Annotated in this window: 22 protein-coding genes and 1 pseudogene; 10 read left to right on the top strand and 13 right to left on the bottom strand. The window is 63.6% G+C overall.

Translation table 11 applies throughout. The annotated features are described in order from the left end of the window. Positions 1-748 precede the first annotated feature (748 nt). On the top strand, positions 749-2,650 hold the full coding sequence (gene speA, locus Aeroheme_RS13715; RefSeq protein WP_111912556.1) for a biosynthetic arginine decarboxylase: 1,902 nt from the start codon (positions 749-751) through the stop codon (positions 2,648-2,650). Between the two features lie 263 nt (positions 2,651-2,913). Further along, positions 2,914-3,102, top strand: coding sequence for a hypothetical protein (locus Aeroheme_RS13710; RefSeq protein ID WP_411166038.1), 189 nt, complete (start codon positions 2,914-2,916; stop codon positions 3,100-3,102). 60 nt (positions 3,103-3,162) lie between these two features. On the opposite strand, the pseudogene Aeroheme_RS13705 reads toward Aeroheme_RS13710, so the two are convergent. The 3 genes and pseudogenes from Aeroheme_RS13705 to Aeroheme_RS13695 form a co-directional block, all read right to left on the bottom strand. Continuing rightward, a pseudogene (locus tag Aeroheme_RS13705) lies at positions 3,163-3,451 on the bottom strand (hypothetical protein). 229 nt (positions 3,452-3,680) lie between these two features. Next, complete coding sequence (locus Aeroheme_RS13700; protein ID WP_411166037.1) at positions 3,681-5,762, bottom strand: putative bifunctional diguanylate cyclase/phosphodiesterase; 2,082 nt, start codon at positions 5,760-5,762, stop codon at positions 3,681-3,683. Between the two features lie 298 nt (positions 5,763-6,060). After that, entirely contained in the window at positions 6,061-6,738 is a 678-nt protein-coding gene (locus tag Aeroheme_RS13695) for an HNH endonuclease (RefSeq protein ID WP_411166036.1), read from the bottom strand. 264 nt (positions 6,739-7,002) lie between these two features. Between Aeroheme_RS13695 and Aeroheme_RS13690 the strand changes: the two genes are divergently transcribed. Both Aeroheme_RS13690 and Aeroheme_RS13685 read left to right on the top strand, forming a co-directional pair. Continuing rightward, positions 7,003-7,470 carry a hypothetical protein gene (locus Aeroheme_RS13690; RefSeq protein WP_163148623.1) on the top strand — a complete coding sequence of 156 codons (468 nt, stop codon included), beginning with the start codon at positions 7,003-7,005 and terminating at the stop codon, positions 7,468-7,470. A 115-nt stretch (positions 7,471-7,585) separates the two neighbouring features. Next, positions 7,586-7,954, top strand: coding sequence for a VOC family protein (locus tag Aeroheme_RS13685; RefSeq protein WP_411166035.1), 369 nt, complete (start codon positions 7,586-7,588; stop codon positions 7,952-7,954). A 13-nt stretch (positions 7,955-7,967) separates the two neighbouring features. Here Aeroheme_RS13685 and Aeroheme_RS13680 read toward each other — a convergent pair whose 3' ends face one another. Both Aeroheme_RS13680 and gdhA read right to left on the bottom strand, forming a co-directional pair. Further along, a complete protein-coding gene (locus tag Aeroheme_RS13680; RefSeq protein ID WP_411166034.1) occupies positions 7,968-8,183 on the bottom strand; it encodes a DUF3955 domain-containing protein in 216 nt (71 codons plus the stop codon). Positions 8,184-8,368: 185 nt separating this feature from the next. Next, positions 8,369-9,727 carry an NADP-specific glutamate dehydrogenase gene (gene gdhA / locus Aeroheme_RS13675; protein WP_411166033.1) on the bottom strand — a complete coding sequence of 453 codons (1,359 nt, stop codon included), beginning with the start codon at positions 9,725-9,727 and terminating at the stop codon, positions 8,369-8,371. A 647-nt stretch (positions 9,728-10,374) separates the two neighbouring features. Between gdhA and rluF the strand changes: the two genes are divergently transcribed. After that, positions 10,375-11,385, top strand: a complete 1,011-nt coding sequence (rluF, locus tag Aeroheme_RS13670) for a 23S rRNA pseudouridine(2604) synthase RluF (protein ID WP_395948701.1) — start codon at positions 10,375-10,377, stop codon at positions 11,383-11,385. A gap of 43 nt (positions 11,386-11,428) precedes the next feature. Here rluF and Aeroheme_RS13665 read toward each other — a convergent pair whose 3' ends face one another. Together Aeroheme_RS13665 and Aeroheme_RS13660 are read right to left on the bottom strand one after the other, a co-directional pair. Next, positions 11,429-12,679, bottom strand: a complete 1,251-nt coding sequence (locus Aeroheme_RS13665) for a cyanate transporter (protein ID WP_411166032.1) — start codon at positions 12,677-12,679, stop codon at positions 11,429-11,431. Further along, complete coding sequence (locus Aeroheme_RS13660; protein WP_303805263.1) at positions 12,672-13,175, bottom strand: nucleoside deaminase; 504 nt, start codon at positions 13,173-13,175, stop codon at positions 12,672-12,674. Before Aeroheme_RS13660 ends, Aeroheme_RS13665 begins: the two co-directional genes overlap by 8 nt. Positions 13,176-13,298: 123 nt before the next feature. Here Aeroheme_RS13660 and Aeroheme_RS13655 point away from each other — a divergent pair, with 123 nt between their 5' ends. Beyond that, positions 13,299-14,141, top strand: a complete 843-nt coding sequence (locus Aeroheme_RS13655) for a LysR family transcriptional regulator (protein ID WP_289975750.1) — start codon at positions 13,299-13,301, stop codon at positions 14,139-14,141. A 21-nt stretch (positions 14,142-14,162) separates the two neighbouring features. On the opposite strand, the gene Aeroheme_RS13650 is transcribed toward Aeroheme_RS13655, so the two are convergent. From Aeroheme_RS13650 to Aeroheme_RS13635, 4 genes are all read right to left on the bottom strand, one after another. Beyond that, positions 14,163-14,630, bottom strand: coding sequence for a GyrI-like domain-containing protein (locus tag Aeroheme_RS13650; RefSeq protein WP_394293392.1), 468 nt, complete (start codon positions 14,628-14,630; stop codon positions 14,163-14,165). A gap of 49 nt (positions 14,631-14,679) precedes the next feature. Next, positions 14,680-14,835: a pleiotropic regulatory protein RsmS gene (gene rsmS / locus Aeroheme_RS13645; RefSeq protein ID WP_080675100.1), complete on the bottom strand. Its 156-nt coding sequence runs from the start codon at positions 14,833-14,835 to the stop codon at positions 14,680-14,682. Positions 14,836-14,921: 86 nt separating this feature from the next. Then, a complete protein-coding gene (locus Aeroheme_RS13640) occupies positions 14,922-15,392 on the bottom strand; it encodes an acyl-CoA thioesterase (RefSeq protein WP_234567726.1) in 471 nt (156 codons plus the stop codon). A 14-nt stretch (positions 15,393-15,406) separates the two neighbouring features. Further along, on the bottom strand, positions 15,407-15,709 hold the full coding sequence (locus tag Aeroheme_RS13635; protein ID WP_240042021.1) for a hypothetical protein: 303 nt from the start codon (positions 15,707-15,709) through the stop codon (positions 15,407-15,409). Positions 15,710-15,926: 217 nt separating this feature from the next. On the opposite strand from Aeroheme_RS13635, the gene Aeroheme_RS13630 reads away from it, so the two are divergent. After that, positions 15,927-16,580, top strand: a complete 654-nt coding sequence (locus Aeroheme_RS13630) for a tellurite resistance TerB family protein (protein WP_139745907.1) — start codon at positions 15,927-15,929, stop codon at positions 16,578-16,580. Positions 16,581-16,639: 59 nt separating this feature from the next. Here Aeroheme_RS13630 and Aeroheme_RS13625 read toward each other — a convergent pair whose 3' ends face one another. After that, positions 16,640-18,058: a PLP-dependent aminotransferase family protein gene (locus Aeroheme_RS13625; RefSeq protein WP_234678333.1), complete on the bottom strand. Its 1,419-nt coding sequence runs from the start codon at positions 18,056-18,058 to the stop codon at positions 16,640-16,642. Positions 18,059-18,178: 120 nt separating this feature from the next. Here Aeroheme_RS13625 and Aeroheme_RS13620 point away from each other — a divergent pair, with 120 nt between their 5' ends. Genes Aeroheme_RS13620 through cydX form a run of 3 tightly spaced genes read left to right on the top strand, consistent with a single transcriptional unit; the run spans position 18,179 to position 21,015 of the window. Beyond that, a complete protein-coding gene (locus Aeroheme_RS13620; protein ID WP_411166031.1) occupies positions 18,179-19,750 on the top strand; it encodes a cytochrome ubiquinol oxidase subunit I in 1,572 nt (523 codons plus the stop codon). Next, positions 19,750-20,877: a cytochrome d ubiquinol oxidase subunit II gene (cydB, locus tag Aeroheme_RS13615; RefSeq protein ID WP_411166030.1), complete on the top strand. Its 1,128-nt coding sequence runs from the start codon at positions 19,750-19,752 to the stop codon at positions 20,875-20,877. Before Aeroheme_RS13620 ends, cydB begins: the two co-directional genes overlap by 1 nt. A gap of 24 nt (positions 20,878-20,901) precedes the next feature. Further along, entirely contained in the window at positions 20,902-21,015 is a 114-nt protein-coding gene (gene cydX / locus Aeroheme_RS13610) for a cytochrome bd-I oxidase subunit CydX (protein ID WP_025326454.1), read from the top strand. 64 nt (positions 21,016-21,079) lie between these two features. On the opposite strand, the gene Aeroheme_RS13605 is transcribed toward cydX, so the two are convergent. Next, positions 21,080-22,252 carry an MFS transporter gene (locus Aeroheme_RS13605; RefSeq protein ID WP_408848071.1) on the bottom strand — a complete coding sequence of 391 codons (1,173 nt, stop codon included), beginning with the start codon at positions 22,250-22,252 and terminating at the stop codon, positions 21,080-21,082. Positions 22,253-22,704: the final 452 nt, after the last annotated feature.

Genomic DNA, 22,704 nt, shown 5'->3' with positions numbered 1-22,704 from the left:
AGCAAGATTTGACCCTTCGATCAAAACCCGTTTTTTAACACGATTTTTTATTGTCAGTGGCGCCGGTAAGTGTGTACACTCCGCGCCGATCCGAGGGTAACCCTGAGCAGGCAGAGGCCGCCAGACACCGACAGGATCAGACGCCTATAGGGCGAGGCACGCAGAAACGACAGACACTGCTGGGGAATGGTTTCTTTAATACCGGTTAGGCTCCGGTATCAGGGAGAACAACAGACTCTCATCACCTACTGACCGAGTGGGCCAACGGCTCATCATCTTCCCTTGTCATGGGCGGTCACTGGCGTTGAGCTGGCTGTGGTGGTTGTCGTTTATCAACACGCGTGCGTGCTGACGTCTACCCTTCTCTTCCTTGAACCTCTCTCCTTCTGTCGGGATGGCTGCCGAATGATGAACGAACGGCGTGGCTGATGCCGGTTGTCATCAAAGTACCGCGGCGCCCCATTAGAGTGGCACCGCATACCGTTGAGCTTGATGTAAAGCCACCAGCCCCACATCAAGACTCGTTACTTCCCAAGATCCACCAGGCAGCCTTGGCTTGCCGCGATGTGCAATAGAGGATCTGGCTGTGACAAGGCCCAGGGTCAGGCGACAACGCCTCCCCCGCTGGCAGTGACGCACCGGGTGCCCGCAGGCAGCCTTTGCTCGCCGCATGTTGCAATCGATGGTCTGGATGTGATTGAGGGTAACGAAGGCGGCCTTCTGGCCGCTCATTTGCGAGGCATAGCCCATGACTAACTGGTCCAGCAAGGACTCCTTGAAGGTCTACAACGTTCCCTACTGGGGTGCGGGTTTTTTCAATATCAATGACGCCGGTCATGTGACCGTCTCCCCCGACAAGTCTCGTCCCGGGGCGCATATAGTGCTGTCCGAGGCCATCGAACAGCTGCGCCAGTCCGGACTGACTACCCCGGTATTGCTGCGTTTCCCCGACATCCTCAAGAGCCGGGTCGATGCGTTGTTCAACGCCTTCGGTCAGGCCATCGAGAAGTCAGGCTATGAAGGGGACTACCTGTGCGTTTACCCGATCAAGGTAAACCAGCAGCGTCGCGTCATCGAGACCATCAGTCAGTCCTACAGCGACAAGCCGCGGCTTGGGCTGGAGGCCGGCTCCAAACCGGAGCTGCTGGCCGTGCTGTCCCATCATCATGAGCAAGGCTCCGTGATCGTCTGCAACGGTTACAAGGACCGCGAATACATCCGCCACGCCCTCTTGGGCAACCTGATGGGCCACAAGGTCTACATAGTGGTGGAGAAACCCTCCGAGCTGGAAATGGTGCTGGACGAGTCAGTTCGCCTCAACATCAAGCCCAATATCGGGGTGCGTGCCAAGCTTGCCTCCACCGGCTCCGGCATGTGGGAATCGAGCGGTGGCTCCATGTCCAAGTTCGGCCTCTCCGCCTCCCAGATCCTGGCGCTGGTGGAGCGTCTGCGCAGCCTCGGTAAGCTCGATTGCCTGCAACTGCTGCACTTCCACCTGGGCTCCCAGATCGCCAACATCCGCGACATCCAGGGCGGCATCCGTGAGTGCGGCCGCTTCTATGCCGAACTGCGTCGCTTAGGGGTGCCCATCGACGTGGTCGATGTGGGCGGAGGCCTGGGTGTGGACTATGAGGGCACTCGCTCCCAGAGCCACTGCTCCGCCAACTACAGCCTGTCCGAATACGCCAACAACGTGGTGTGGGGCATAGGCGATGTGTGCCGCGAGTTCGACCTGCCGCACCCGACCATCATCAGCGAGTCCGGCCGTGCCCTGACCGCCCACCACGCCGTGCTGGTCACCAATCTGATTGGTGCCGAAGGGGTGGAAGTGAACGACATCCACGCGCCGGATGAAGACGCCCCGACCATCTTGCAGAACATGTGGAAAGGCTGGCTGGACCTGCGCAGTGAAGATCCCTCCCTGCTGGAGATCTTCCACGACTCCGTGGCCGACCTTGGGGATGTGAACGCCCAGTTCACCATGGGTCTCTTGAACCTCGAGCAGCGCGCCTGGGCCGAGATGCTGCACCAGAACACCTGCCTGGCGCTCAAGGAGCTGCTCAACCCGGTCAACCGCAACCACCGCGCCCTGGCCGACGAGCTCTCCGAGAAGCTGGCAGACAAGTGCTTCGCGAATTTCTCCCTGTTCCAGTCCCTGCCGGATGCCTGGGGCATAGGTCAGGTGTTCCCGGTGATGCCGCTCACCGGCCTCGAGCGTCCGCTCACCCGCCGCGGCATCCTGATGGACATCACCTGTGACTCCGACGGTCAGGTAGAGCACTACGTCGACGGTCTGGGCGTCGAGAGCACACTGCCGATGCCGGAGTACGGCGAGAACGAAGAGTGCCACGTCGGCTTCTTCCTGGTGGGTGCCTACCAGGAGATCCTGGGGGATCTGCACAACCTGTTCGGTGACACCCACTGCGCGGAAGTGTGGCTGGACGAGGAAGGCAAGATGGACATCCGCAACGTGGTGCGCGGCGACACCGTCGACCAGCTGCTGCGTTACGTCAACATCGACCCGTCAGTTATCCGCGAGAACTACCAGCGGATCGTCTCCCACCCGGCGCTGGACGACGCGACCCGCAAGGCCCTGCTCGACGAGCTGGAGCTGGGTCTGCAAGGCTACGCCTACCTGGAAGACGAATAAGCCACAGGCTGGTTCGCCCCGTCGCTGCAAAGACGGGAATGAAAAACGGCGCCTTCGGGCGCCGTTTTTGTTGCCAGGATCCGCCCATCCGGTGATGTAGCGAGGCGAATCCCCCTCTTCATTTGGAGAGCAGGAGCAGGCCACAGATCCGGCAGATATCTGCGCCTGCCTGCCGCTTCCCTTGATCCACATCAAATGGGACTCGGACCGGTTATTTTACGGTCAGGAGTGATGTTGATGGGATGTAACAAAAGGATGCGCATATGGAACTGAAAAGGGACCCGAGATGCTATACCGACCTCTGTATCGACGGTAAGTGGTATCACTACGATCATTGCAGCACCCAGGTCTACATGCTGATGGGGGGCGCGGCGCCCAGCCTGAAACTGGCCTATGAGCCCGGCAGCGAAGAGGAGCTGATCGCCATGCTCCAGCAACTGGCCCGCTGCTGAGCAGGACTGTCTCATGGCCATCGGGCAATGTGCCGCGATGGCCACCTTCTGTTTTTCCTGTCAGCCGTTTGTCTTGCGGCCAAACAGTCTCTTGTCCATCTCCATCAGGGCGCTCGCTGCGGCATAGCTGCTGTCTGACTTGCCCACCTCGTCTGCCACATAGAGAAAGTCGGACTTGTGCTTCTCCACCGCCTCCTGCGGGCTGGCGGCATAGATAAAACCCTCCTGCACCGCGAACCCCTGCACCAGCGGCGCCGCCTTCTCCGTCAGACAGCTAAGAGGCCATGTCGATAAAGGTGTACTGCTGCCGGTTGGATGCTGGAATGGAGAAAAACGGGTATCTGGCCATCTGTGCTCCTCGCCTGCACGGCGTTGCCTTGATGTGATTGCCACTCGTCGAACGGCCTCCCTGTTTGCCGCCTGTGCAGGGGACGGAAAGCAATATTCGACTCTTTGTTGGGGCGGCTTATCCCGACTCAGCGAGAGGCGCAATGGGAAGGCGTACGAGGCAGGGGAGCAGGCCGAGCGCGGCAAGGCGTTGCCCTGTGCCCGGGCGGTTCTGCCTCTGCGAGGCAGGATCAGGCTGGCTCGGCGAGCACGCCGTCCGGGTGCCGTTCGCCGCAGTGGGCCAGCAGCTGCTCCCCCGGCATGGGGCGCCCCAGCAGATAGCCCTGCAGGGTGTCGCAGCCGAGCTGAGTCAGCAGGGTGCGCTGCTCCGGGGTCTCCACCCCTTCGGCCACTATGCGCATCCCCAGGGCCTGGCCCAGGGCTATGATGGCGCCGATGATGGTTGCATCGTCCCCCTCGTGCGCCAGGGTGGCGACGAAGCCCCTGTCTATCTTGAGCTCGTTGGCGGGGAAGCGCTTGAGGTAGAGCAGGCTGGAGTAGCCGGTGCCGAAGTCATCGATGGAGATGCCAAGCCCGAGCTCTGCCAGGCGATTGAGGATGGCCAGGCTCTCCTCGGCGTTCTCCATGGCGGTGGATTCGGTGATCTCCAGGGTGAGGTGACGGGCCTCGAGCCGGTGGCGGGCGAGGGCGGCCTCCACCACCTCCAGCAAGCCGGGGCTGGCCAGCTGTATGGTGGAGAGGTTCACCGCCACGCTCCAGTCGTAATGACCCGCCTCCCGCCAGCGGCTCATCTGACGGCAGGCCTCATCCAGTACCCAGTTGCCGATGGGGATGATGAGCCGGGTCTTCTCCGCCAGGGGCAGGAAGCTCGCCGGGGAGATGGCGCCATGGTGCGGATGCTGCCAACGCAACAGCGCCTCGGCACCGACCACCTCGCCGCTGCGGGCGCCGTATTTGGGCTGATAGTGCAGGGCCAGCTCCCCCCGCTCCAGGGCATGGCGCAGCTCCTTTTGCAGCAAGAACTGCTGGTGGGCGTTGGCGTTCATGGCGCTGTCGAAGTAGTAGTAGTCGTTGCGCCCCCGCTGCTTGGCGTAGTACATGGCGGCATCGGCGTTGAGGGTCAGCTCGTGCAGGCTGGTGCCATCCTGGGGATAGACGGCGATGCCGATGCTGGCGGTGATGTGCAGGCTGTGATGCTCCCAGGGATAGGGCTGGGCCAGAGTCGCCAGCAGCCGCTCGGCGAAGGCCGTGGTCTGGGTGATATCCCCCGGCGCCAGGGCTAGCACGAATTCGTCGCCGCCAAAGCGCGAGGCGGTGTCGCTGGCGCCGAGCAGCCCGGTGATCCTGGTCGCCACCTCGGCCAGCAGCAGATCCCCGGTGTGGTGACCGTGGGCATCGTTGATGATCTTGAAGCCGTCGAGATCGAGAAACAGCAAGGAGAAGCTGCGCTGATTGTGCTGGCACTCCTGGATGCGCTGCTCCAGCCGGTCGGCAAACAGCAGCCGGTTCGGCAGCCGGGTCAGGCTGTCATGGAGCGCCAGCTTGAGCAGCTCGTCGTGGGCCAGGTGCAAGGAGGTCGAGAGGCGAGCGGCGTGGGCATCCAGCAGGGAGAGGACCAGGGCGATGGCGAACACCGCCAGGGTCACTATGATGATGACGGTCGCGAGCCACTGGGTATTGAGGCCGGTGTAGAGGGCGCCGCACAGGCTCCCTTCCGGGAACTGGGCCGCCGCCATGCCGGTGTAGTGCATGCCGATGATGGCGGCCCCCATGACCAGGGAGGCGAGGGCCTTGCGAAAGAAGGCGCGCGGTGTGCTGTTTCGCAGGCGAAACGCAATCCAGAGCGCGGCGCCGGAGGCGAGCACGGCGATGAGGATGGAGAGGACGAAGAGCCCGCGGTCGTAATGAATGCCGGGATTTATCTTCATGGCCGCCATGCCGATGTAGTGCATGGCGGCGATGCCGGCCCCCATCAGCAGGGCGCCCCCCGCGATCTGGCGCCAGGGTAGCTCGGGGCGGCTCACCAGCCAGAGCGCAAAGGTCGAGGAGCCGATGGCCGCCACCAGGGAGAGGCCGGTGAGGGTCAGATCGTAGCCCAGCGCTATGGGCAGGTTGAAGGCGAGCATGCCGATGAAGTGCATGGACCAGATGCCAAGCCCCATGGCGAAGGCGCCCCCCGCGAGCCAGAGGGCGGCGGCCCGTCCCCGGCTCTGGCTTACCCGGCTCGTCATATTCAGCGCCGTGTAAGAGGCGAGCACCGCCACCAGGATGGAGAAAAACACCAGATCCTGGCTGTAATAACTGTCGAGCATGGGGTGGGTCGCGGTCACTTGATTCACTCTGGGATGGATAACGGCCTGAGCCATGGCCGGGCTGGGAAATCGGGTGGCAGATTGTACACCAGAGGTGCCCCATACCGGCCAGCTATACGCACCAAAATGGGCCCAGGATCAGAGTAAAAACACTGAATTTACCCCTTGATGGCAATGCCCTCCCGCCCCTTGTCCCAGGGTGGGTTCCAAATTTTCCCGCTTGAAAATGAGGGGTATAGACAGGAGGGGATCACTGCCACAGCCCCGTATACCTTGGGGAGTAAGCTGTCAGGTACCTTTACTCTCTGATGAGTCTTGGGAGCTTTTGGTAAAGTGCGTCTCGGTGCGCCTCTTTGTTGGCACCATAGTGCAGCTCGCGGTGGCAGTTGGGACAGAGGGCGACAGTGTTGCCGACGGTATCCGAGCCACCTTCTGCCAAGGTGCGCAGGTGATGAACCTCGAGAAAGGGTTCCCCGGTCGCCGTGATAAAGGGAGCTTGCTCATCACAACACTCACATTTAGCGGCTGCGGTCACGAGTACCCAGGCTTTGACCTGCGGATCCCTCACATAACTCATAGTGCTGGCATAGCGCTGGGCTGGCTCCTGCGTCCCAAGAGGAAGAGGGAGCACGGGCTTTGTCTTATATTGGATGACCTGATGCTCGAACTCGGCCTGCCCGGTATAAGGTTGGCCATCAAGCTCGCAGATCAGGCGCTCTATGATAGGCGCATGCTGTGGGCCAACATGTTTGGCGGGTTTTAATCCAGAGACCCAAGCCCTGCCCATCAAGACGCAGACGTAAGAGATATTTTGCATCCGATATTCAAATGATTTCTCGGACCGTGCGAAGCGTGTCGCCAGCTCAGCGTAATAGTGCTTTTTGACAAAGGGGATGCCATCCAACGCCTTGCTGTGCATATCCAGATAGGCGGCCACCGTTGCCCTTAACTCTTCTTCCGTCCATGTCTTGCGCAAAGCCGACTCCTAGCGTCCGATACCCCCCTATGCCGCTTCAGGCATAAGGATGGTTTCATCCGAGTTGCATTTGATGGTGCGCATCTTAATCCAATCGGCACCATCCTTCAGCCGAAAAGTCGAAAAACGAGTTTCTTATCAATGGATTTATGTAGATAAATCAGTAGGCTGGTTTTTACACCGCCTGATGGGGGTCATTGGGGCCCAATAATGAGGTGTGGGTGTTGATTGAGTTCCACCAAAGCCAACCACAGGGAGGTGGTGATGGATCCGGTTTCTTACCTTTTTTCGGCTTATCTCAACTTGGTGCAGCAGCAGGTGACGGACATCTATGGCACCGAGGTCAAGGCACTGGTGGTGCAGTATGAGGGGGAGCAAGTCCCCTTCTCTTATCAGCTCTGGCAGATCAAACAGAACAGCGTCTGCCGTCCCTATGAGCAGGATGTGCGGCGCTTTAGTCAGTGTACGGTCAAGGCAAGGGCACTGTTTGGCAAGCTGTGCGATGAGTTATCGCGCCAGGATGACAGTAGCTGGCAGCTCCCTAAGTACCGCACCATGTACTGCTCGGCCGCCATCGGCTATCGCCCCATGATTGCGGAGATCGCCGATGCCAAGCAGAGCCCGGCGAAGCTCGCGGAGCGGGCCTGCAATCAGGCCATTCTGGCGGCCATGGAGAGCGAGGACGAAGCCCTGCTTGCCCAGCGCGACAAGGCCTGTGCCGCCGTGCGATAAGGCGTATTCCCCTGATAAAAGAAATGGTTAGGGATAATGGGTGTGCGCCAAGGCACAGTCTTTGCCAAGGGGACTGGCTATGATGGGGCGCTAATCACCACCACAGGGAGCAAGCATGATTAGCCATATCGACCATCTGGTATTGACGGTGAGCGACATAGAGCGGGCGGTGGGATTCTACAGCCGCGCCTTCAAGATGGAGCCCATCACCTTCGGGGCCGGGCGCCGGGCCCTGCGCTTTGGCAACCAGAAGATCAATCTGCAACTGCTGGGGGAGGAGCCGCGCAACCGGGCGCAGGTAGGTTCGGGGGATCTCTGCCTCATCACCCGCTGGCCCCTGGATCAGGTGATGGCCCAGCTCGAGAGCCAGGGGGTCGAGATAGTGGAGGGGCCCGTGATGAAGAGCGGCGCCTGCGGCCCCATCGAATCTGTCTATTGCCTGGATCCGGATCAGAACCTCGTCGAGATAAGCCGCTATCGCTGAGTCCCCCGACGCATCATGGCCGGTTTTTTTCCCCTTTGGCGAGGGCCCTGCGCAGTAGCGGGAGCAAGCTGAGCACCATGCCGGTGAAGAGCAGCAGATAGCCCAGGGGCAGCAGGGCAAAGGGCTCGTGCAAGAATCCCTGGGCATCCACTGTGGTGCCAAGCAGGTTGAAGGCCACATAGCAGCCGAGCCCGGCCAGGATCAGCAGGGCGCCTATGGTCGTTATCATCTCGTTCTCCTCGTTCGCGTATGGAAGAGGGGTGAGGGTGTCATGGCTGGGTGAAGCGAGCGTGAAGTGGCGCCGGGCACACTACCTGCGATCGCCCAGATTAAAGCAACCGCTATGCAGATAACACAACAGGGCAGCCATGGGCTGCCCTGTTGCTTTGGGGGATGTCACGGGGAGCTGCGTGACTAGCAGACCCCTTGCGCCAGCATGGCGTCGGCCACCTTGACGAAGCCGGCGATGTTGGCGCCGCTTTCGTAGTTCACATGGTCGTCATCCTGGCCCTGATCCACCTGGCCGTAGCGTACACAGGTGGCGTGGATGCTGGTCATGATCCCCTTGAGGCGGGCATCCACCTCTTCCCGGGTCCAGGAGAGGCGTTGGGCATTCTGGCTCATCTCCAGGCCCGAGGTGGCGACCCCACCGGCGTTGGCGGCCTTGCCCGGGGCAAACAGCACCCGCGCCTCGTGGAATACCTTGATGGCGGCGGCGCTGGAGGGCATGTTGGCCCCCTCGGCCACCAGTTGCACCCCATTGGCAACCAAGGCTGCGGCATCCTCTGCATCCAGCTCGTTTTGGGTGGCGCAGGGCAGGGCGACGTCGGCTTGCAGGTGCCAGGGAGTGCGACCGGTGAAGAACTCCAGCCCCAGCTCATGGGCGTAATCCGCCACCCGCTTGCGCTGCTCGTTTTTAAGTTCCATCAAGCGGGCCAGCTTCTCTGGAGTGAACCCGTCCGGATCGTAGACGGTGCCGCCGGAGTCGGAGGCGCTGATGACACAGGCGCCCAGCGTCATCGCCTTCTCGATGGCGTATTGGGCGACGTTGCCCGAGCCCGACACCGAGACCCGCATGCCGGCCAGGGACTGGCCACGGTGGGCCAGCATGGCCTCGACAAAATAGAGCAGGCCGTAACCTGTGGCTTCCGGGCGGATCAGGCTGCCGCCAAAGGAGAGGCCCTTGCCGGTGAAGACGCACTCGGCGCTGTTGGTGAGCTTCTTCATCATGCCCGCCATGTAGCTCACCTCGCGCCCGCCCACCCCGATGTCACCGGCCGGCACGTCGGTATTGGCACCCAGGTGGCGATAGAGCTCCAGCATCAGCGCCTGGCAGAAGCGCATCACTTCCCCCTCGCTCTTGCCCTTGGGATCAAAATCGCTGCCCCCCTTGCCGCCCCCCATGGGCAGGGTGGTGAGGGCGTTCTTGAAGGTCTGCTCGAAGGCGAGGAACTTGAGCACCGAGAGATCCACCGAGGGGTGGAAGCGCATGCCCCCCTTGAAGGGGCCTATGGCGCTGTTGTGCTGGATGCGGTAGCCGCGGTTGACCCGCACCTGACCCTGGTCATCCACCCAGCTCACCCGAAACTGGATGAGGCGCTCGGGCTCCACCAGCCGCTCCAGCAGGCCGTGTTGCAGGTAGCGGGGGTGACGTTCCACATAGGGCCAGATGGAGGCGACCACCTCGCTCACGGCCTGGATGAACTCGGGTTGGTGGGGGTTGCGGCTGGCCACCTGGGCCAGGAATGCCTCCTGAGAGAGGGAATGACTCATCTGTAACTCCTGTAATAAAGGGAAATTGGCCTCTTGCCAGAGAAGGGTCGGCGCCGCCCCCCGCTTTATATTCGACGTTGAAAGTGAATACGGATAAAAATTTGTTTCGTGGCGGAAATTGCCGACAATGATGGCGGTTACGCCGCTACATAGCCGACACCAGGGTGATAATTCGCGCTGACGAAAATCTTTTTATGCATTTTTAGTCAATAAATAGCAAGTTTTAGTTCATCCCTCTCTATGGGTATCCTTCGGCGCTCTCTGCGGCCCTTGGCCTGTCGCCTCAGGCGAGGCGAGGCTGAGCGGGGCAGGGGAGAGGAGGGCGGGAGCATGGGCAAGATGAAGGGGCGAATGGGCAAGGGGAAGCTGGCCTGCGAGGCGGCATCCGCCGGGCGGCGGTTCTCTTCGGGGCGGATTGCAGGATCCGGTGCACGGGGCGGGGCAAGGGATGGCGCAATATGCTACTGTAGCGGCGTTTTTTGATGGGTTTATTGATGAAAGGGCAGTCTTGCCCTTTTGAAGAGACTTTTTGCAGGTGCTTTTTGTAGATTCTTTTTGTAGATGGAACCGTATGCAGACTAACCCGACCATGACCTGGCTGACTCAGCCGACACTTCTTCTGAACTCCACGATCTGGCAGGTGACCCATGCTGGCCGATGAATCCATGCGCCTGAACAAATACATCAGCGAGAGCGGCATCTGCTCCCGTCGCGAGGCCGACCGCTTCATCGAGCAGGGCCATGTCTACATCAACGGCAAGCGGGCCGGGATCGGCGATCAGGTGTTTGCCGGGGATCTGGTCAAGGTCAACGGTCAGGTGATAGAGGCGCGCGAAGCGGACAGCCTGGTCTTCATCGTGCTGAACAAGCCGGTGGGCATAGTCTCCACCACAGAGGCGGGGGAAAAGGACAACATAGTCGACTTCGTCAACCACAGCACCCGCATCTTCCCCATAGGGCGCCTCGACAAGGACTCCCAGGGGCTCATCTTCCTCACCAACCACGGGGATCTGGTGAACAAGATACTGCGGGCGGGCAACGATCACGAGAAAGAGTATCTGGTGACCGTTGACAAGCCGGTGACCGATGAGTTTATCCGGGGCATGGGGGCCGGGGTGCCCATCCTCGGCGCCGTCACCAAGAAGTGCAAGGTGAAGCGAGAGGCTCCCTTCGTGTTCCGCATCACGCTAGTGCAGGGGCTGAACCGCCAGATCCGCCGCATGTGCGAGCACTTCGGCTTCGAGGTGACCAAGCTCGAGCGTATCCGCATCATGAACGTCAGCCTCAAGGGGCTGCCGGTGGGGGAGTGGCGCGATCTCACCGACGACGAGCTGATCGAGCTGTTCAAGCTCATTGAAGACTCCTCCTCCGAGGTGAAACCGGCCAAGGGGGAGAAACCCAAGACCCCGGCGGCGCAAAGCGCCAAACCGGCCCAGGGCAAGAAGCCGCGCCGGGACGACGATCACGAGATTGGCGGCCGCCCCAATGTGCCGGGCCCGGAAGCCTTCGAGAAGAAGAGCCCTGCCGGCAAGGGGACTGTTGGCAAAGGTGGCGCAGGCAAAGCCGCCGCAGCTAAAGGTGCCCCCAGCAAGGGCGGCAAAGCCACCCCGGGCAAGCCGCGATCCAGCCAGGCCGGGCGGCAGAAGAAGGGGCGCTAGTGCGCCCCTCATCGTCCTCTGATGTGCTCCCGATACACCGGCCCTAGGCCGGTGTATCGCTTTGTGCCGTCTGGCCCCTTTGGGTGAGGGGGGCGGGCTGCCCCATCACCCTGGCCCCCATCACGCGAGCGTAGTGGCGCGGGTTCAGGCGCAGCACCAGCAGGCTCATCAGCACCAAACCGCCGAGCTGCCACTGCCAGGCGCTGGCGAAGTCACCGCTCAGGTGGTGGAGGCGCGCTGCCACCCAGGGGCCGGTTGCCGCCAGGATGAAGCCAAATCCCTGCATCAGGGCGCTCAGGCTACCGGCGCGTCTGGGGTCTGGCAGGTGATCCAGCGCCATCACCATGATGAGGGAGAAGCTGCCGCCAAGGCCTGCGCCGCACAGCAGGCACCAGAGGATGGGGGCTACTTCCGGGGCGAGCCAGAGGCCGCCAAAGCCCGCCACCTGCATCACTATGGCCAGCCCCATCCAGGGGCGCCTGTCCTCCTTGCGCGCCGCCAGCAGCGGCAGACCCAGGCCGCTGGCGGTCTGGGCCAGGGCCAGCCAGGCCACCAGCTCGCCCCCCTGCTGGGGGCTCCATCCCAGCGCCAGGTAGGCGGGGGCCAGCCAGGCCACGACTATGCCGTAGCCGCTGTTGATGATGCCGAAGCAGGCGATCAGCAGCCAGGCGCGGGGCAGCGCGATCAGCCGCGGCTCCCCTGATGGGGCGGAGTGCAGCGCGGCGGCGGGCAGGCGCACCCGCCAGCCGAGCCAGAGCAGGGCCAGCAGCACCGGCAGGCTCCAGAGGGCCAGCGCCCGGGACCAGTCGAGGTGCAGGGCGACCCTGGGGGTGAGCACGGCGCCGAGCGCCCCGCCCCCCATCATGCAGGCCGAGAAGATCCCCATCACCAGGGGCACCTTGCCCGCAAAAGTCCCCTTGATGAGGCCGGGCAGTGTCCCCTGCACCAGGGCCGACCCCAGCCCGCACAGGGCGGCGCTGGCGATGAGCAGGGTGCCGCTGGACAGGTCGAGGCGCAGGGCGCTGCCCAGCGTCAGCAGCAACAGGGCCGCCCCGAGCAAGGGGCGCGGCCCGGCCTTGTCGAGCAGGGCCGGGGTGAGCAGGACACCGACTCCGATCAGCAGCAGCGGCAGCAGGGTGACCCAGGCCAACCTGTCCATGCCGAGGCCCAACTGGGCGTCTATCTGCCCCGCCAGGGGGCCTATGGCGGTGAGGAAGGGGCGCAGGTTGATGCCAATCAGCACCACCAGCACCAGCAGGGCGCCGCTGCCGGAGGGGAGATGGCGCTTAACCATGGGACTGGGGGCCGTAGAGGGCGGCGGCCGGTATGGAGCTTGGCAACTTGATGAGGGGCAGGGGCGGCGGGTTGAGGGGCAGTCGCAGCCTGTCGTAACTGGCGCTGCTGTCAAAGCCGAAGGGGGCCGCGTCTTCGTTGTCGAAGGCGTAGTAGACGGCGCTGATGCCGTTCATCACCAGGGCGCAGAGGCACATGGGGCAGGGGTGGCCGCTGGCATAGACGATGGCACCCGCAAGCGGGCCCTTGCGGCTCCCCTCCCGCAGCGCCTCCAGCTCGGCGTGACGGCTGGGATCCCCCGCCTCCAGCATGCGGTTGACGGCGCTCGCCACCAGCTGGTTGTCTCGCACCAAGAGGGCTGCGAAGGGGCGGCCCCCTTGCTGGCGGTGGGTCAGGGCCAGCTGCAGGGTCTGCTCCAGCCATGCCTGATGGCTGGGGGCCGAGACGGCACTGAGGGAGTTCACTGGGCGGGCACCGGACTGGGGAGGCTGTGACATGGGATCATCCTGGCAAAAGAGGGGGTGACGGCAGCCTAACGGGCCCGCAAGTCATTTGGAAATTAAATGATAAAATGACTTTCAGTGATTTTATAAATGGAGAATCCCCCCATGGAGCGACCCTTGCTGGATCCCCACCTGCTGCAGAGCTTTGTTGCCATCGTCGAGACCGGCAGTTTCACCCGTGCCGGCGAGCGGATGCACCTGACCCAGTCCACCATCAGCCAGCAGATGCGCCGCCTCGAGCAGCAGCTCGGTTGTCCGCTGCTCGACAGGTCCGGCCGCCAGGTGGTGACCACGGCCCAGGGGGAAACACTGCTGGGGCTGGCGCGCCGCATCCTGGGGCTGCTGGCCCGGGCGGGGGAGCGGGTGAGCGAGGCCAGTCACCCCCTGCGTCTCGGGGTGCCCGAGGATTTCGCCGCCGGCGCCATGACGGCGGTGCTGGCGGCTTTCGCCCGGCAATACCCCGAGGTGAGGCTGGAGGTGCAAAGCGGTCTTAGCCACGTGCTGTGGCAGGCCTTCGAGGGGGGGGAGCTGGATCTGGCGCTGATCAAGCAGGGGCGGGGGCAGGGGGAGCCCATCGCCCGCTGGCGCGAGCCGCTGGCCTGGGTCGACAGCCGCGACTGGCCTGCCTGCGAGCGGGAGCCTGTTCCCCTGGTGGTGTTTCCGAGTGAAGGCCTCTATCGGCGCCAGATCACCGAGGCCCTGGATGCCAGGGGGATCCCCTGGCGCATCGCCTACGTGAGTGCCAGCCTCGCCAGCCTGCAGGGGGCGGTGAGCGCGGGCATAGGGGTGAGCCTGCTGCCCGCCCGGCTGCTGCAGCCCGATCAGGTGGCGCTGGTGGACTGGCCGGCGGTGCGCTCGGTGGAGCTGGCCCTGCACCTGGGAGCCGGAGACAGTGAGCCCCTCAGCCGGCTCTGCGAGGCGCTGATCGCGCTCTGTGACGAGGTGATGGGGCCCAGGTAGGAACAAGCCAGGCCCAGGGCCTCAGGCCAGGGATTGTCTGGGCACCACGGCGAGCCAGACTTCCACCTCGCCGCTGCCGCTATCCGGGTCAAAGGCGTCGCCGTAGCGCTCAAAATCCGGCTTGTGGGCGGATTCCCAGCTGGACCGAGCCAGCCAGTCGAGGGCGGCCTGCCAGGTTTGGGGCAGGGCATCGACATGACCCCGGTGCAGGAAGACCGCATAGGTCTGGGGGGCGATGCGCATCCGGCCTATCCCGGGGGGCAGCACCTCCAGGGCGGCTACTTCCACCGCGCACATATATTCGCACTCGGTGGCGGTGGCGGCGCAGATGACGCCGTAGGCGTGCTCCCCCAGCTGACCCGGCAGGGGGCCAAGGGCGCTGAAGTCGCGCCACTGGCCACCGAAGTCGCCGTGCTGGAAACTGTGATGGCGGCGCAGACCGCCAAGCAGCATGGCCTTGCCGGTTTCGAAGCGAACGGGGTCTGACATGGGGCCTCCTGGGTTGGAAGGGTGAAGGGACAGCGTCTAGGTGAACGCGTCAGTGCGCCCGGCCTTCCTCAAGTTTGCGCTCATAGTCCCGGCGGACGATGGCGAGCGCCGCCAGGACAAGATCCGGGGCAATCTGGTTGGTTTCCAGCAGTTCTATCAGATCCACCGCGAGTTTGACCTCGGGCGGTGCATTTTCCAGTGACATCTTGGTTTCTCATGGGGCAGAGTGGGCGCCATTATAGCGCCGCGGGCCGTGAAGACACGCCCCGGTTGCCCGGGGCTTGAAGGGCTTCACATGTGCTGGCGCATCTCCTTGTCGAGCTCCTCGCGCAGGGCCATCAGTTTCCTGGCGTACTGCTGCAAGCTCAGATCCTGCTCGCTCACCGGCTGCCATTGGGGCACAGGGCTCGGCTTGCCGTGCTCGTCCATGGCCACGAAGATGATGATGCAGTGGGTGGTCTTGTGGCGCGCAGGGTCAGTGGGGTGGCGGCTGTAGACATCCACCGCCAGGTGCATGCTGGTGGTGCCCGTGTGGATCACCTTGGCGTGCACCTCCACCAGCTGGCCTATCTGGATGGGGCGCAAAAAGCGGATGCCCCCCACATAGACGGTGACGGCATAGCCGCCACACCAGCCGGCGGCGCAGGCGTAGCCGGCCTGATCGATCCACTTCATCACCATGCCGCCATGGACCTTGCCACCGAAGTTGACGTCGGCGGGTTCGGCGAGAAATTGCAGGGTCAGCTCGTGGGGTGGGGTCATATCGTCTCCTCGGTTCATTGCCGGTCACTCTTGCGGTAGGCCTCTGCCTGCTGGCAGGGAGGCAGGGATGACACATAGGGGCGTTCATTGCCGGTGCGCTGGCCGAGGCTGGCGTACTCCTGCTGGCAGCGGGTCGTCTTGCCCCCGGCCCTGACGCAGGCATCTATGCGCTGCTGCCTCTCTTGTATCGTCTGTTGTTGCCGGGCGTTGTCACAGGCTCTGTCCAGCCCGGCCTGATGGGTTCCCCGATCCTGTTCTATGGCGAGCAGGCCGCCCGAGAGGGTGCCACCGAGCAGCAGTATGACCAGCTTCATCATGGGTTGTCTCCTTGCGAAGGGCGCCTCGCCATGCCCAGGGCTATGCCCCCGAAATGGCCAGTGATGACAATAACAACCGCAGCGACCAGGACTCATCCAACCAGATGATCCCGGCCACAAACAGGGTCAGCTGCGACAGACGGGGCAGGGACATCCATTCACCTTGAGTTCAGCGGCGGCGGCCCAGCATGGCAGCTCATGCAAATGAGGAGGCCCCATGAAACAGATGCTGGAGCAATTGATGGGAGCTGGCAAGGGCTGGCTCAACGATGGCGGTGACACGCGCAAGGCCCAGATGAAGGGTATGGCCCAGGGGGGGCTGGCCGCCGGGGCCATGGCGCTGCTGCTTGGCAACAAGAATATGCGCAAGTACGGCACCAAGGTGGCGGCGGTGGGCGGGGCGGCCGCCCTCGGCGGGCTGGCCTACAAGCTCTATCAGGACTGGCAGCAGAACCAGAGTGCGCCAGCGGCCGGCACGCCCCATCCCCTCAACGAGCTGGCGGGCGCCGAACTGGATGCCCGCGCCAGCTTGCTGGTGCGCGCCATGGTGGCGGCGGCCCGGGCCGACGGCCACATCGACGGCAACGAGCGTCAGAAGATCCAGCAGTACCTGACCGAGCAGGGCCAACCCGATGCCGCCCGCTGGATTGATGCCGAGCTGGCCCGCCCGCTGGACCCGCAAGCCCTGGCCCGGGAAGTGACCGACATGGAGCAGGCCACCGAGGTCTATCTCGCCTCCCTGCTCGCCGTCGAGGTGGATCACTTCATGGAGCGCGGCTATCTCGACGAGCTGGCCCGCGCTCTCAAGCTCGATGACAACCTGAAAGCCAGCATAGAGCGCCAGGTGGCCCAGCTGGGCGCGCCGGGTTGAGCCCAGGCAGCCATAAGATTGTCCACAAGGCCCCGTCATGGGGCCTTGTCGTTGGTGGTCTATTGATGGGGCGCGAGCTGCTGGTGGACCAGGGCCGCCAGCCGGGTGAGGGCGGCCTCCAGTGCCGGGCTCCAGGGATGGGCGCTGTTGAGGCGCAGGCAATGGTTGTGCTGGCCCTGGCTCGAGAACAGGGCCCCGGGGGCCAGTGAGAAACCGCTGGCCAGCGCCTGGGCATAGAGTGCCCGGCTGTCGAGGCGCTCGTCGAATGTCAGCCAGAGGAAGTAGCCGCCATTCGGGGTCGAGATGCGCACCTCGTCCTGGAAGAGGCGCAGCAGGGCCGCCCGCATCTGCTGCTGGCGCTGGGCCAGGGTGTGGCGCAGGCGGCGAAAGTGGGCATCCACCCCGCCCTGGCGCAGCATGTCGGCGAGTGCCAGCTGGCTCGGCACATTGGTGGAGAGGGTGGACATCAGTTGCAGCCGCTGGATGCGCTCGGCATGGGGTCCCGCCACCACCCAGCCGACCCGAAAGCCCGGCGCCAGGCACTTGGTCCAGGAGCCGCACAACAGGCTGTCGCCCCGGGCGTCCCAGCGTTTGATGGGGCTGGGGCGCTCGCGGCCAAAGTAGAGCTCGGCGTAGACGTCGTCCTCCACCAGGGGCACCTCATGGGCGTTGAGCAGCGCCATCAGCCCCTGCTTGTGGCCATCCGGCATGGTGTGGCCCAGGGGATGCTGGACGTTGCCCATCAGCCAGCACGCCTTGATGGGGCGCTGTGCCAGGGCCTCGGTGAGCAGGGCGAGATCTATGCCCACCCCGGGGATCACAGGAATTTCCACCACCTTGAGCTGCAAGCGCTCTATGGCCTGCAGGGCGCCGTAGAAGGTGGGGGACTCCACCACCACCCAGTCCCCGGGCTCGGTCAACACCTGCAGGCTGAGGGAGAGGGCCTCCATGGCCCCTGTGGTGATGATGATCTCCTGGGGATCCACCGCCAGGCCGTCGCTGGCGTAACGCTGGGCGATGGCGCGGCGCAGCGCCTCGTTGCCGGGGGGCAGATCTGCCACAGTGCTGAAGGGATCGAGGCGGCGCATGCAGCTCGCCAGTGCCCGGCCGAGCTGGGGATGGGGGAAGAGGGCGGGATCGGCCACCGCGAGCCCCAGCGGCACCAGCTCCCGGGACTTGCTCGCCTGCAACACCTCGAACACCAGATCGTTGATGTCCACCGAGCCGCTGTAGTGGGCCTGCTGGGCGGCGCTCGCCTGCAGCGGGGAGGTGGCAGCCTTGACGTAGTAGCCGGACTGGGGCCTGGCCAGGATAAGGCCGCGGCTCTCGAGCAACTGGTAGGCCTGCAGCACCGTCATGGGGCTGAGACCGTGGGTCTTGCAGCTCTGGCGGATGGAGGGGATGCGCTCCCCCGGCTGCCAGAGGCCGCTCTCTATCTGCTGTTGCAACAAGGCAGCCAGCTGACCGTAACGGGACATGGTGTGTCCTAACTGTTATAGGTGGATTTCACTATAACTGCATCTGTTATAGGTGTCATGGCGCGTGTTGTACTTAACGGGCGAAAACCTGTCTGTTAAATGCAACATAGAGAGTCATGCATGATAAGCCTGGATGATGTGGTCAGCCTCTCCCGAATACAGTTCGGCGCGACGGCGATGTTCCACTTTCTGTTTGTGCCCCTCACCCTGGGGCTGTCCTGGATCCTGGTGATCGCCGAGTCCGCCTACGTGATGACCGGCAAGGTGATCTACAAGGACATCACCCGCTTCTGGGGCAAGCTGTTTGGCATCAACTTCGTCATGGGGGTCACTACGGGGATCACCCTGGAGTTCCAGTTCGGTACCAACTGGGCCTACTACTCCCACTACGTCGGCGACATCTTCGGCACCCCGCTGGCGGTGGAGGGGCTGATGGCCTTCTTCCTGGAATCCACCCTGGTGGGCCTCTTCTTCTTCGGCTGGGACAAGCTCTCCCGGGGCCAGCATCTGCTGGTGACGGCGCTGGTGGCGCTCGGCTCCAACCTCTCCGCCCTCTGGATCCTCATCGCCAACGGCTGGATGCAGAACCCGGTCGGCGCCGAGTTCAACCCCATGACAATGCGCATGGAGCTGGTGGACGTGGCGGCGGTGATCTTCAACCCCGTGGCCCAGGTCAAGTTCGTCCACACTGTGGCGGCGGGTTATGTGGCGGCCTCCCTGTTCGTGATGGGGGTGAGCAGCTGGTATCTGCTGCGCCGCATGGAGGTGCGCTTCGCCCTGCGATCCTTCGCCATCGCCTCGGGCTTTGGCCTCGCCGCCATCCTCTCGGTCATCGTCCTCGGGGACGAGTCGGGCTATCGCTCCGGGGAGGTGCAGAAGGTCAAACTCGCCGCCATAGAGGCGGAGTGGGAGACCGAACCCGCCCCTGCCTCCTTCACCCTGTTCGGCCTGCCGGATCAGAGTGCCGAGACCACTCACGCGGCCATCAAGATCCCCTATCTGATGGGCATCATAGCCACCCGCTCCCTGGATGAGCAGGTGACAGGCCTTAAAGATCTGAAGGCGCAGCACGAGGTGCGCATCCGCAGCGGCATGCTGGCCCACGAGGCCCTGGAAGCCCTGCGAGCGGATGGTAGCAATGCCGAGGCCAGGGCCACCTTCGAGCGCCACCGCACCGATCTCGGTTACGGCCTGCTGCTGACCCCCTACGCCAAGGAGATTGGCAAGGCGGACGAAGGGGCCATTGCCAAGGCCGTCTCCGACTCCATCCCTCAGGTGGCGCCGCTTTTCTGGAGTTTTCGGCTGATGGTGGGCATAGGGGTGGTGTTGCTGCTGCTCTTTGGCGCCGCCTTCCTGCAACTGTGCCGGGGCAAGCTGGTGCAATCGCCCCGCCTGCTCAGGGCGCTGCTTTGGAGCATACCCCTGCCCTGGGTCGCCATAGAGGCGGGCTGGTTCGTGGCCGAGTTCGGCCGCCAGCCCTGGACCATCAGCGACGTGCTGCCGGTGTCGGCGTCGGTCTCCTTGCTGCAACCGGGTCAACTCTGGTTCAGCCTCATCGCCATCTTCCTCATTTACAGCACGTTGCTGGTGGTGGAGCTGTTCTTGTTGCGTCATGTGATCCGCAAAGGGCCCGCCAGCCTGCAGACGGGTCGTTATCAAGGTGAAGTGTTGAAAAACGGGAGTCCTGTCTGATGGATTACGAAACCCTGAAACTCATCTGGTGGGGGCTGGTGCTCTTCCTGCTCATCGGCTTCGTGGTGATGGACGGCTTCGATCTCGGGGTCGGCATGCTGTTGCCCGTGGTGGGCAAGAGCGATGAGGAGCGGCGGGTGCTGCTCAACAGCGTGGGGCCCGTGTGGGAGGGTAACCAGGTGTGGCTCATCGCCGGTGCCGGCACCCTGTTCGCCGCCTGGCCCCTGGTCTATGCCGCCTCCTTCTCGGCCCTCTATGTGCCCTTCATGTTCCTGCTGTTCGGCCTCTTCCTGCGCCCGGTCGGCTTTGACTATCGCAGCAAGCTGCCGGATCCGCTCTGGCGCCGCTGGTGGGACAGGGCCCTGGTGATGGGGGCCCTGCTGCCGACCCTGGTGTTTGGCGCGACCATCGGCTTTCTGTTGCAAGGTTTGCCGTTTCGCTTCGACTCGGCCCTTCGCATCCACTACGGCGCCTTCGATTTCAACTGGCCGCTGCTGTTGACCTGCATGGGGACGGCGCTGGCCCTGCTGATGCTGCATGGCGCCAGCTTCCTGCAGTGCAAGACCCAAGGGGTGATAGCCGAGCGCTGCGCCCGCCAGAGCCGCTGGCTCGGGCCCCTGGCGAGCGCCCTGTTTGCCCTCGGCGGCCTCTGGCTCAGCCAGATGCGGGGATACCAGATTGCGGAAATAGGGGATCTCAACAGCGCTCTGACGCCGCTGATGAAAGAGGTGACGACGGCGCCGGATGGCTGGTTTGGCAACTTCATGACGCACCCGGTGCTCTGGGCTGTGTCGGCCCTCGGCCTCTTGCTGCCGCTCTTGAGCACGCTGGCAAGCCACCTTGGCCGGGCGCGGCTGGCGATCCTTGCCAGCGGTGGTGCCTGCGCCGCCATGATGCTGACCGTGGCCATAGCGCTCTTCCCCTTCGTGCTGCCCTCGTCCCTGGATCCGTCGAGCAGCCTGACCCTGTGGGACGGCACCTCCAGCGAGGGCACCCTCTTCATCATGCTGGGCATAGTCGCCGTGCTGATGCCCATCAACCTGGGCTACACCCTCTGGGTCTACTGGGTGGCGCGGGGCAAGATGAGTACCGAGCAGGTGCGCCAGCAGGGCCACAGCCTCTACTAACACCGGAATTGAGGAGTCTTCGATATGTGGTATTTCACCTGGATTCTGGGGTTGGGGTTTGCCCTGTTGTGCGGCCTGGTCAATCTGCTCTGGCTGGAGGCGCGCTGGGCCGCGGACGAGGATCTCAAGGAGCCTTGATCCCCCCTGAAAACGAGAAAGGCCGACACTGGGTGTCGGCCTTTTTGTTTTTTTGCGCGGCGGATTAGATTGCCAGCGCCAGTTTGGCTTCGCGCTTCTCGCTTGCATGGGTGAGGCCATAGGCCAGCAGCACTATGAGGGCCCCGATCCAGGGTGTGTGCATCAACCCCAGGTGCTCCACCACGAAACCGCCAACGACAGAGCCCAGGGCGATGCCGACGTTAAAGGCGGCGATGTTGAGGCCGGAGGCCACGTCCACGGCGTTCGGGGTATGGCGCTCGGCCTGTTTCACCACCAGCACCTGCAGGCCCGGCACGTTGCCAAAGGCAAAGGCGCCCCACACCAGCACTGTCAGCACCGCCAGCACAGGGTGCGGCGCCGTGAAGGTGAGCATCAGCAGGATGAGTGCCAGACCGCCAAACATCAGCTTCAGCGCGGGCAGCGGGCCCAGCTTGTCCGCCAGCTTGCCACCCCAGATATTGCCGACGGCAACCGAGACCCCGTACACCAGCAGGATCAGGCTCACCGCATTGGCACCGAAACCGCTCACCTGCTGCAAGATGGGGGCGAGGAAGGTGAAGGCGGTGAAGGCGCCGCCATAGCCCAGGGCCGTCTTGGCGTAGACCATCAGCAGGGGCTTGTGGGTCAGCACGGCGAGCTGCTCGCGGATAGTGGAGGCTGTCCCCTTGGGCAGGTTGCTCGGGATCAGCAGCAGGCTACCGACCATGGCGATGACCCCGAGTGCGCTCACCACCAGGAAGGTCTCGCGCCAGCCGAACTGCTGACCAATCCAGGTGCCGAGCGGCACGCCTGTCACCAGGGCGACGGTCAGGCCGCTGAACATGATGGCGATGGCGCTCGCCGCCTTCTCTTTGGCCACCAGACCCGTGGCTATGGTGGAACCCACCGAGAAGAAGACCCCGTGGGCCAGGCCGGTGAGGATGCGGGCGACGATCAGGCTCTCGTAGCCGGGGGCCTGCCAGGCCAGCAGGTTGCCGGCGGTGAAGAGCGCCATCAGGCCCACCAGCAGCCACTTGCGCGGCAGCTTGCCGGTGAGCGCCGTCAGCACAGGCGCGCCTATGGCGACGCCCAGGGCGTAGAGGCTGACCAGCAGGCCCGCCGAGGGGAGCGAGACATTGAGCTGCTCGGCTATGGTGGGAATGAGCCCCACAATTACAAATTCGGTGGTGCCGATCGCGAAGGCACTCAGGGTGAGGGCAAATAACGCCAGTGGCATACAAACTCCTTGGATAGTGGCTCCCGACGGGAGAATGGCGCCAGTATGCCGATGAGCTTTGTTGGCAAAAATGACGGTAACGTCAAATTACTTTTGCCAAATAAGCAGCAATGGAGCCGTGGAATGGGGTAGTGGGAGTGCCCGAGGCTGCGGAGGCAAAGCGCGTAGAAGCAAAGCGTACAGACCGCGCTGGGAACAAAGAGAGAAGGGGCAAGGGAAGGGGGCTGCTGCGCGGGCTGCGGTGGCGCGCGGTATTGGAGACAAAAAAAAAGCGGGAGACATGATGCCTCCCGCTTGGGTTTTCGTCGACGGTGTTGGGTTTTCTTTGCTCCCTTCTCCCCTGGCGGGAGAAGGGTTGGGGATGAGGGGGGGTAGCTTGCCCCTCACCCTAACCCTCTCCCGCAGGGAGAGGGGATAGCTCGTGGTTGCAATTGGCTAGTGAGGGTTGCCGG

Source organism: Aeromonas sp. DSM 116730, assembly GCF_046581335.1.
In the GTDB taxonomy this organism is placed as follows: Bacteria; Pseudomonadota; Gammaproteobacteria; order Enterobacterales; family Aeromonadaceae; genus Aeromonas; species Aeromonas rivipollensis.
Note: the sequence above shows the minus strand (reverse complement) of the source record. Positions and strands in the feature narration are given on the sequence as shown.

Coding starts and splice junctions, on each gene's coding strand:
- Aeroheme_RS13690 (WP_163148623.1), top strand. CDS start 7,003: ATGGATCCGGTTTCTTACCTTTTTTCGGCTTATCTCAACTTGGTGCAG.
- rsmS (WP_080675100.1), bottom strand. CDS start 14,835: ATGTCACTGGAAAATGCACCGCCCGAGGTCAAACTCGCGGTGGATCTG.
- Aeroheme_RS13650 (WP_394293392.1), bottom strand. CDS start 14,630: ATGTCAGACCCCGTTCGCTTCGAAACCGGCAAGGCCATGCTGCTTGGC.
- Aeroheme_RS13680 (WP_411166034.1), bottom strand. CDS start 8,183: ATGATAACGACCATAGGCGCCCTGCTGATCCTGGCCGGGCTCGGCTGC.
- cydB (WP_411166030.1), top strand. CDS start 19,750: ATGGATTACGAAACCCTGAAACTCATCTGGTGGGGGCTGGTGCTCTTC.
- gdhA (WP_411166033.1), bottom strand. CDS start 9,727: ATGAGTCATTCCCTCTCTCAGGAGGCATTCCTGGCCCAGGTGGCCAGC.
- Aeroheme_RS13685 (WP_411166035.1), top strand. CDS start 7,586: ATGATTAGCCATATCGACCATCTGGTATTGACGGTGAGCGACATAGAG.
- Aeroheme_RS13640 (WP_234567726.1), bottom strand. CDS start 15,392: ATGACCCCACCCCACGAGCTGACCCTGCAATTTCTCGCCGAACCCGCC.
- cydX (WP_025326454.1), top strand. CDS start 20,902: ATGTGGTATTTCACCTGGATTCTGGGGTTGGGGTTTGCCCTGTTGTGC.
- rluF (WP_395948701.1), top strand. CDS start 10,375: ATGCTGGCCGATGAATCCATGCGCCTGAACAAATACATCAGCGAGAGC.
- Aeroheme_RS13710 (WP_411166038.1), top strand. CDS start 2,914: ATGGAACTGAAAAGGGACCCGAGATGCTATACCGACCTCTGTATCGAC.
- Aeroheme_RS13700 (WP_411166037.1), bottom strand. CDS start 5,762: ATGCTCGACAGTTATTACAGCCAGGATCTGGTGTTTTTCTCCATCCTG.
- Aeroheme_RS13605 (WP_408848071.1), bottom strand. CDS start 22,252: ATGCCACTGGCGTTATTTGCCCTCACCCTGAGTGCCTTCGCGATCGGC.
- speA (WP_111912556.1), top strand. CDS start 749: ATGACTAACTGGTCCAGCAAGGACTCCTTGAAGGTCTACAACGTTCCC.
- Aeroheme_RS13630 (WP_139745907.1), top strand. CDS start 15,927: ATGAAACAGATGCTGGAGCAATTGATGGGAGCTGGCAAGGGCTGGCTC.
- Aeroheme_RS13635 (WP_240042021.1), bottom strand. CDS start 15,709: ATGATGAAGCTGGTCATACTGCTGCTCGGTGGCACCCTCTCGGGCGGC.
- Aeroheme_RS13625 (WP_234678333.1), bottom strand. CDS start 18,058: ATGTCCCGTTACGGTCAGCTGGCTGCCTTGTTGCAACAGCAGATAGAG.
- Aeroheme_RS13620 (WP_411166031.1), top strand. CDS start 18,179: ATGATAAGCCTGGATGATGTGGTCAGCCTCTCCCGAATACAGTTCGGC.
- Aeroheme_RS13660 (WP_303805263.1), bottom strand. CDS start 13,175: ATGTCACAGCCTCCCCAGTCCGGTGCCCGCCCAGTGAACTCCCTCAGT.
- Aeroheme_RS13665 (WP_411166032.1), bottom strand. CDS start 12,679: ATGGTTAAGCGCCATCTCCCCTCCGGCAGCGGCGCCCTGCTGGTGCTG.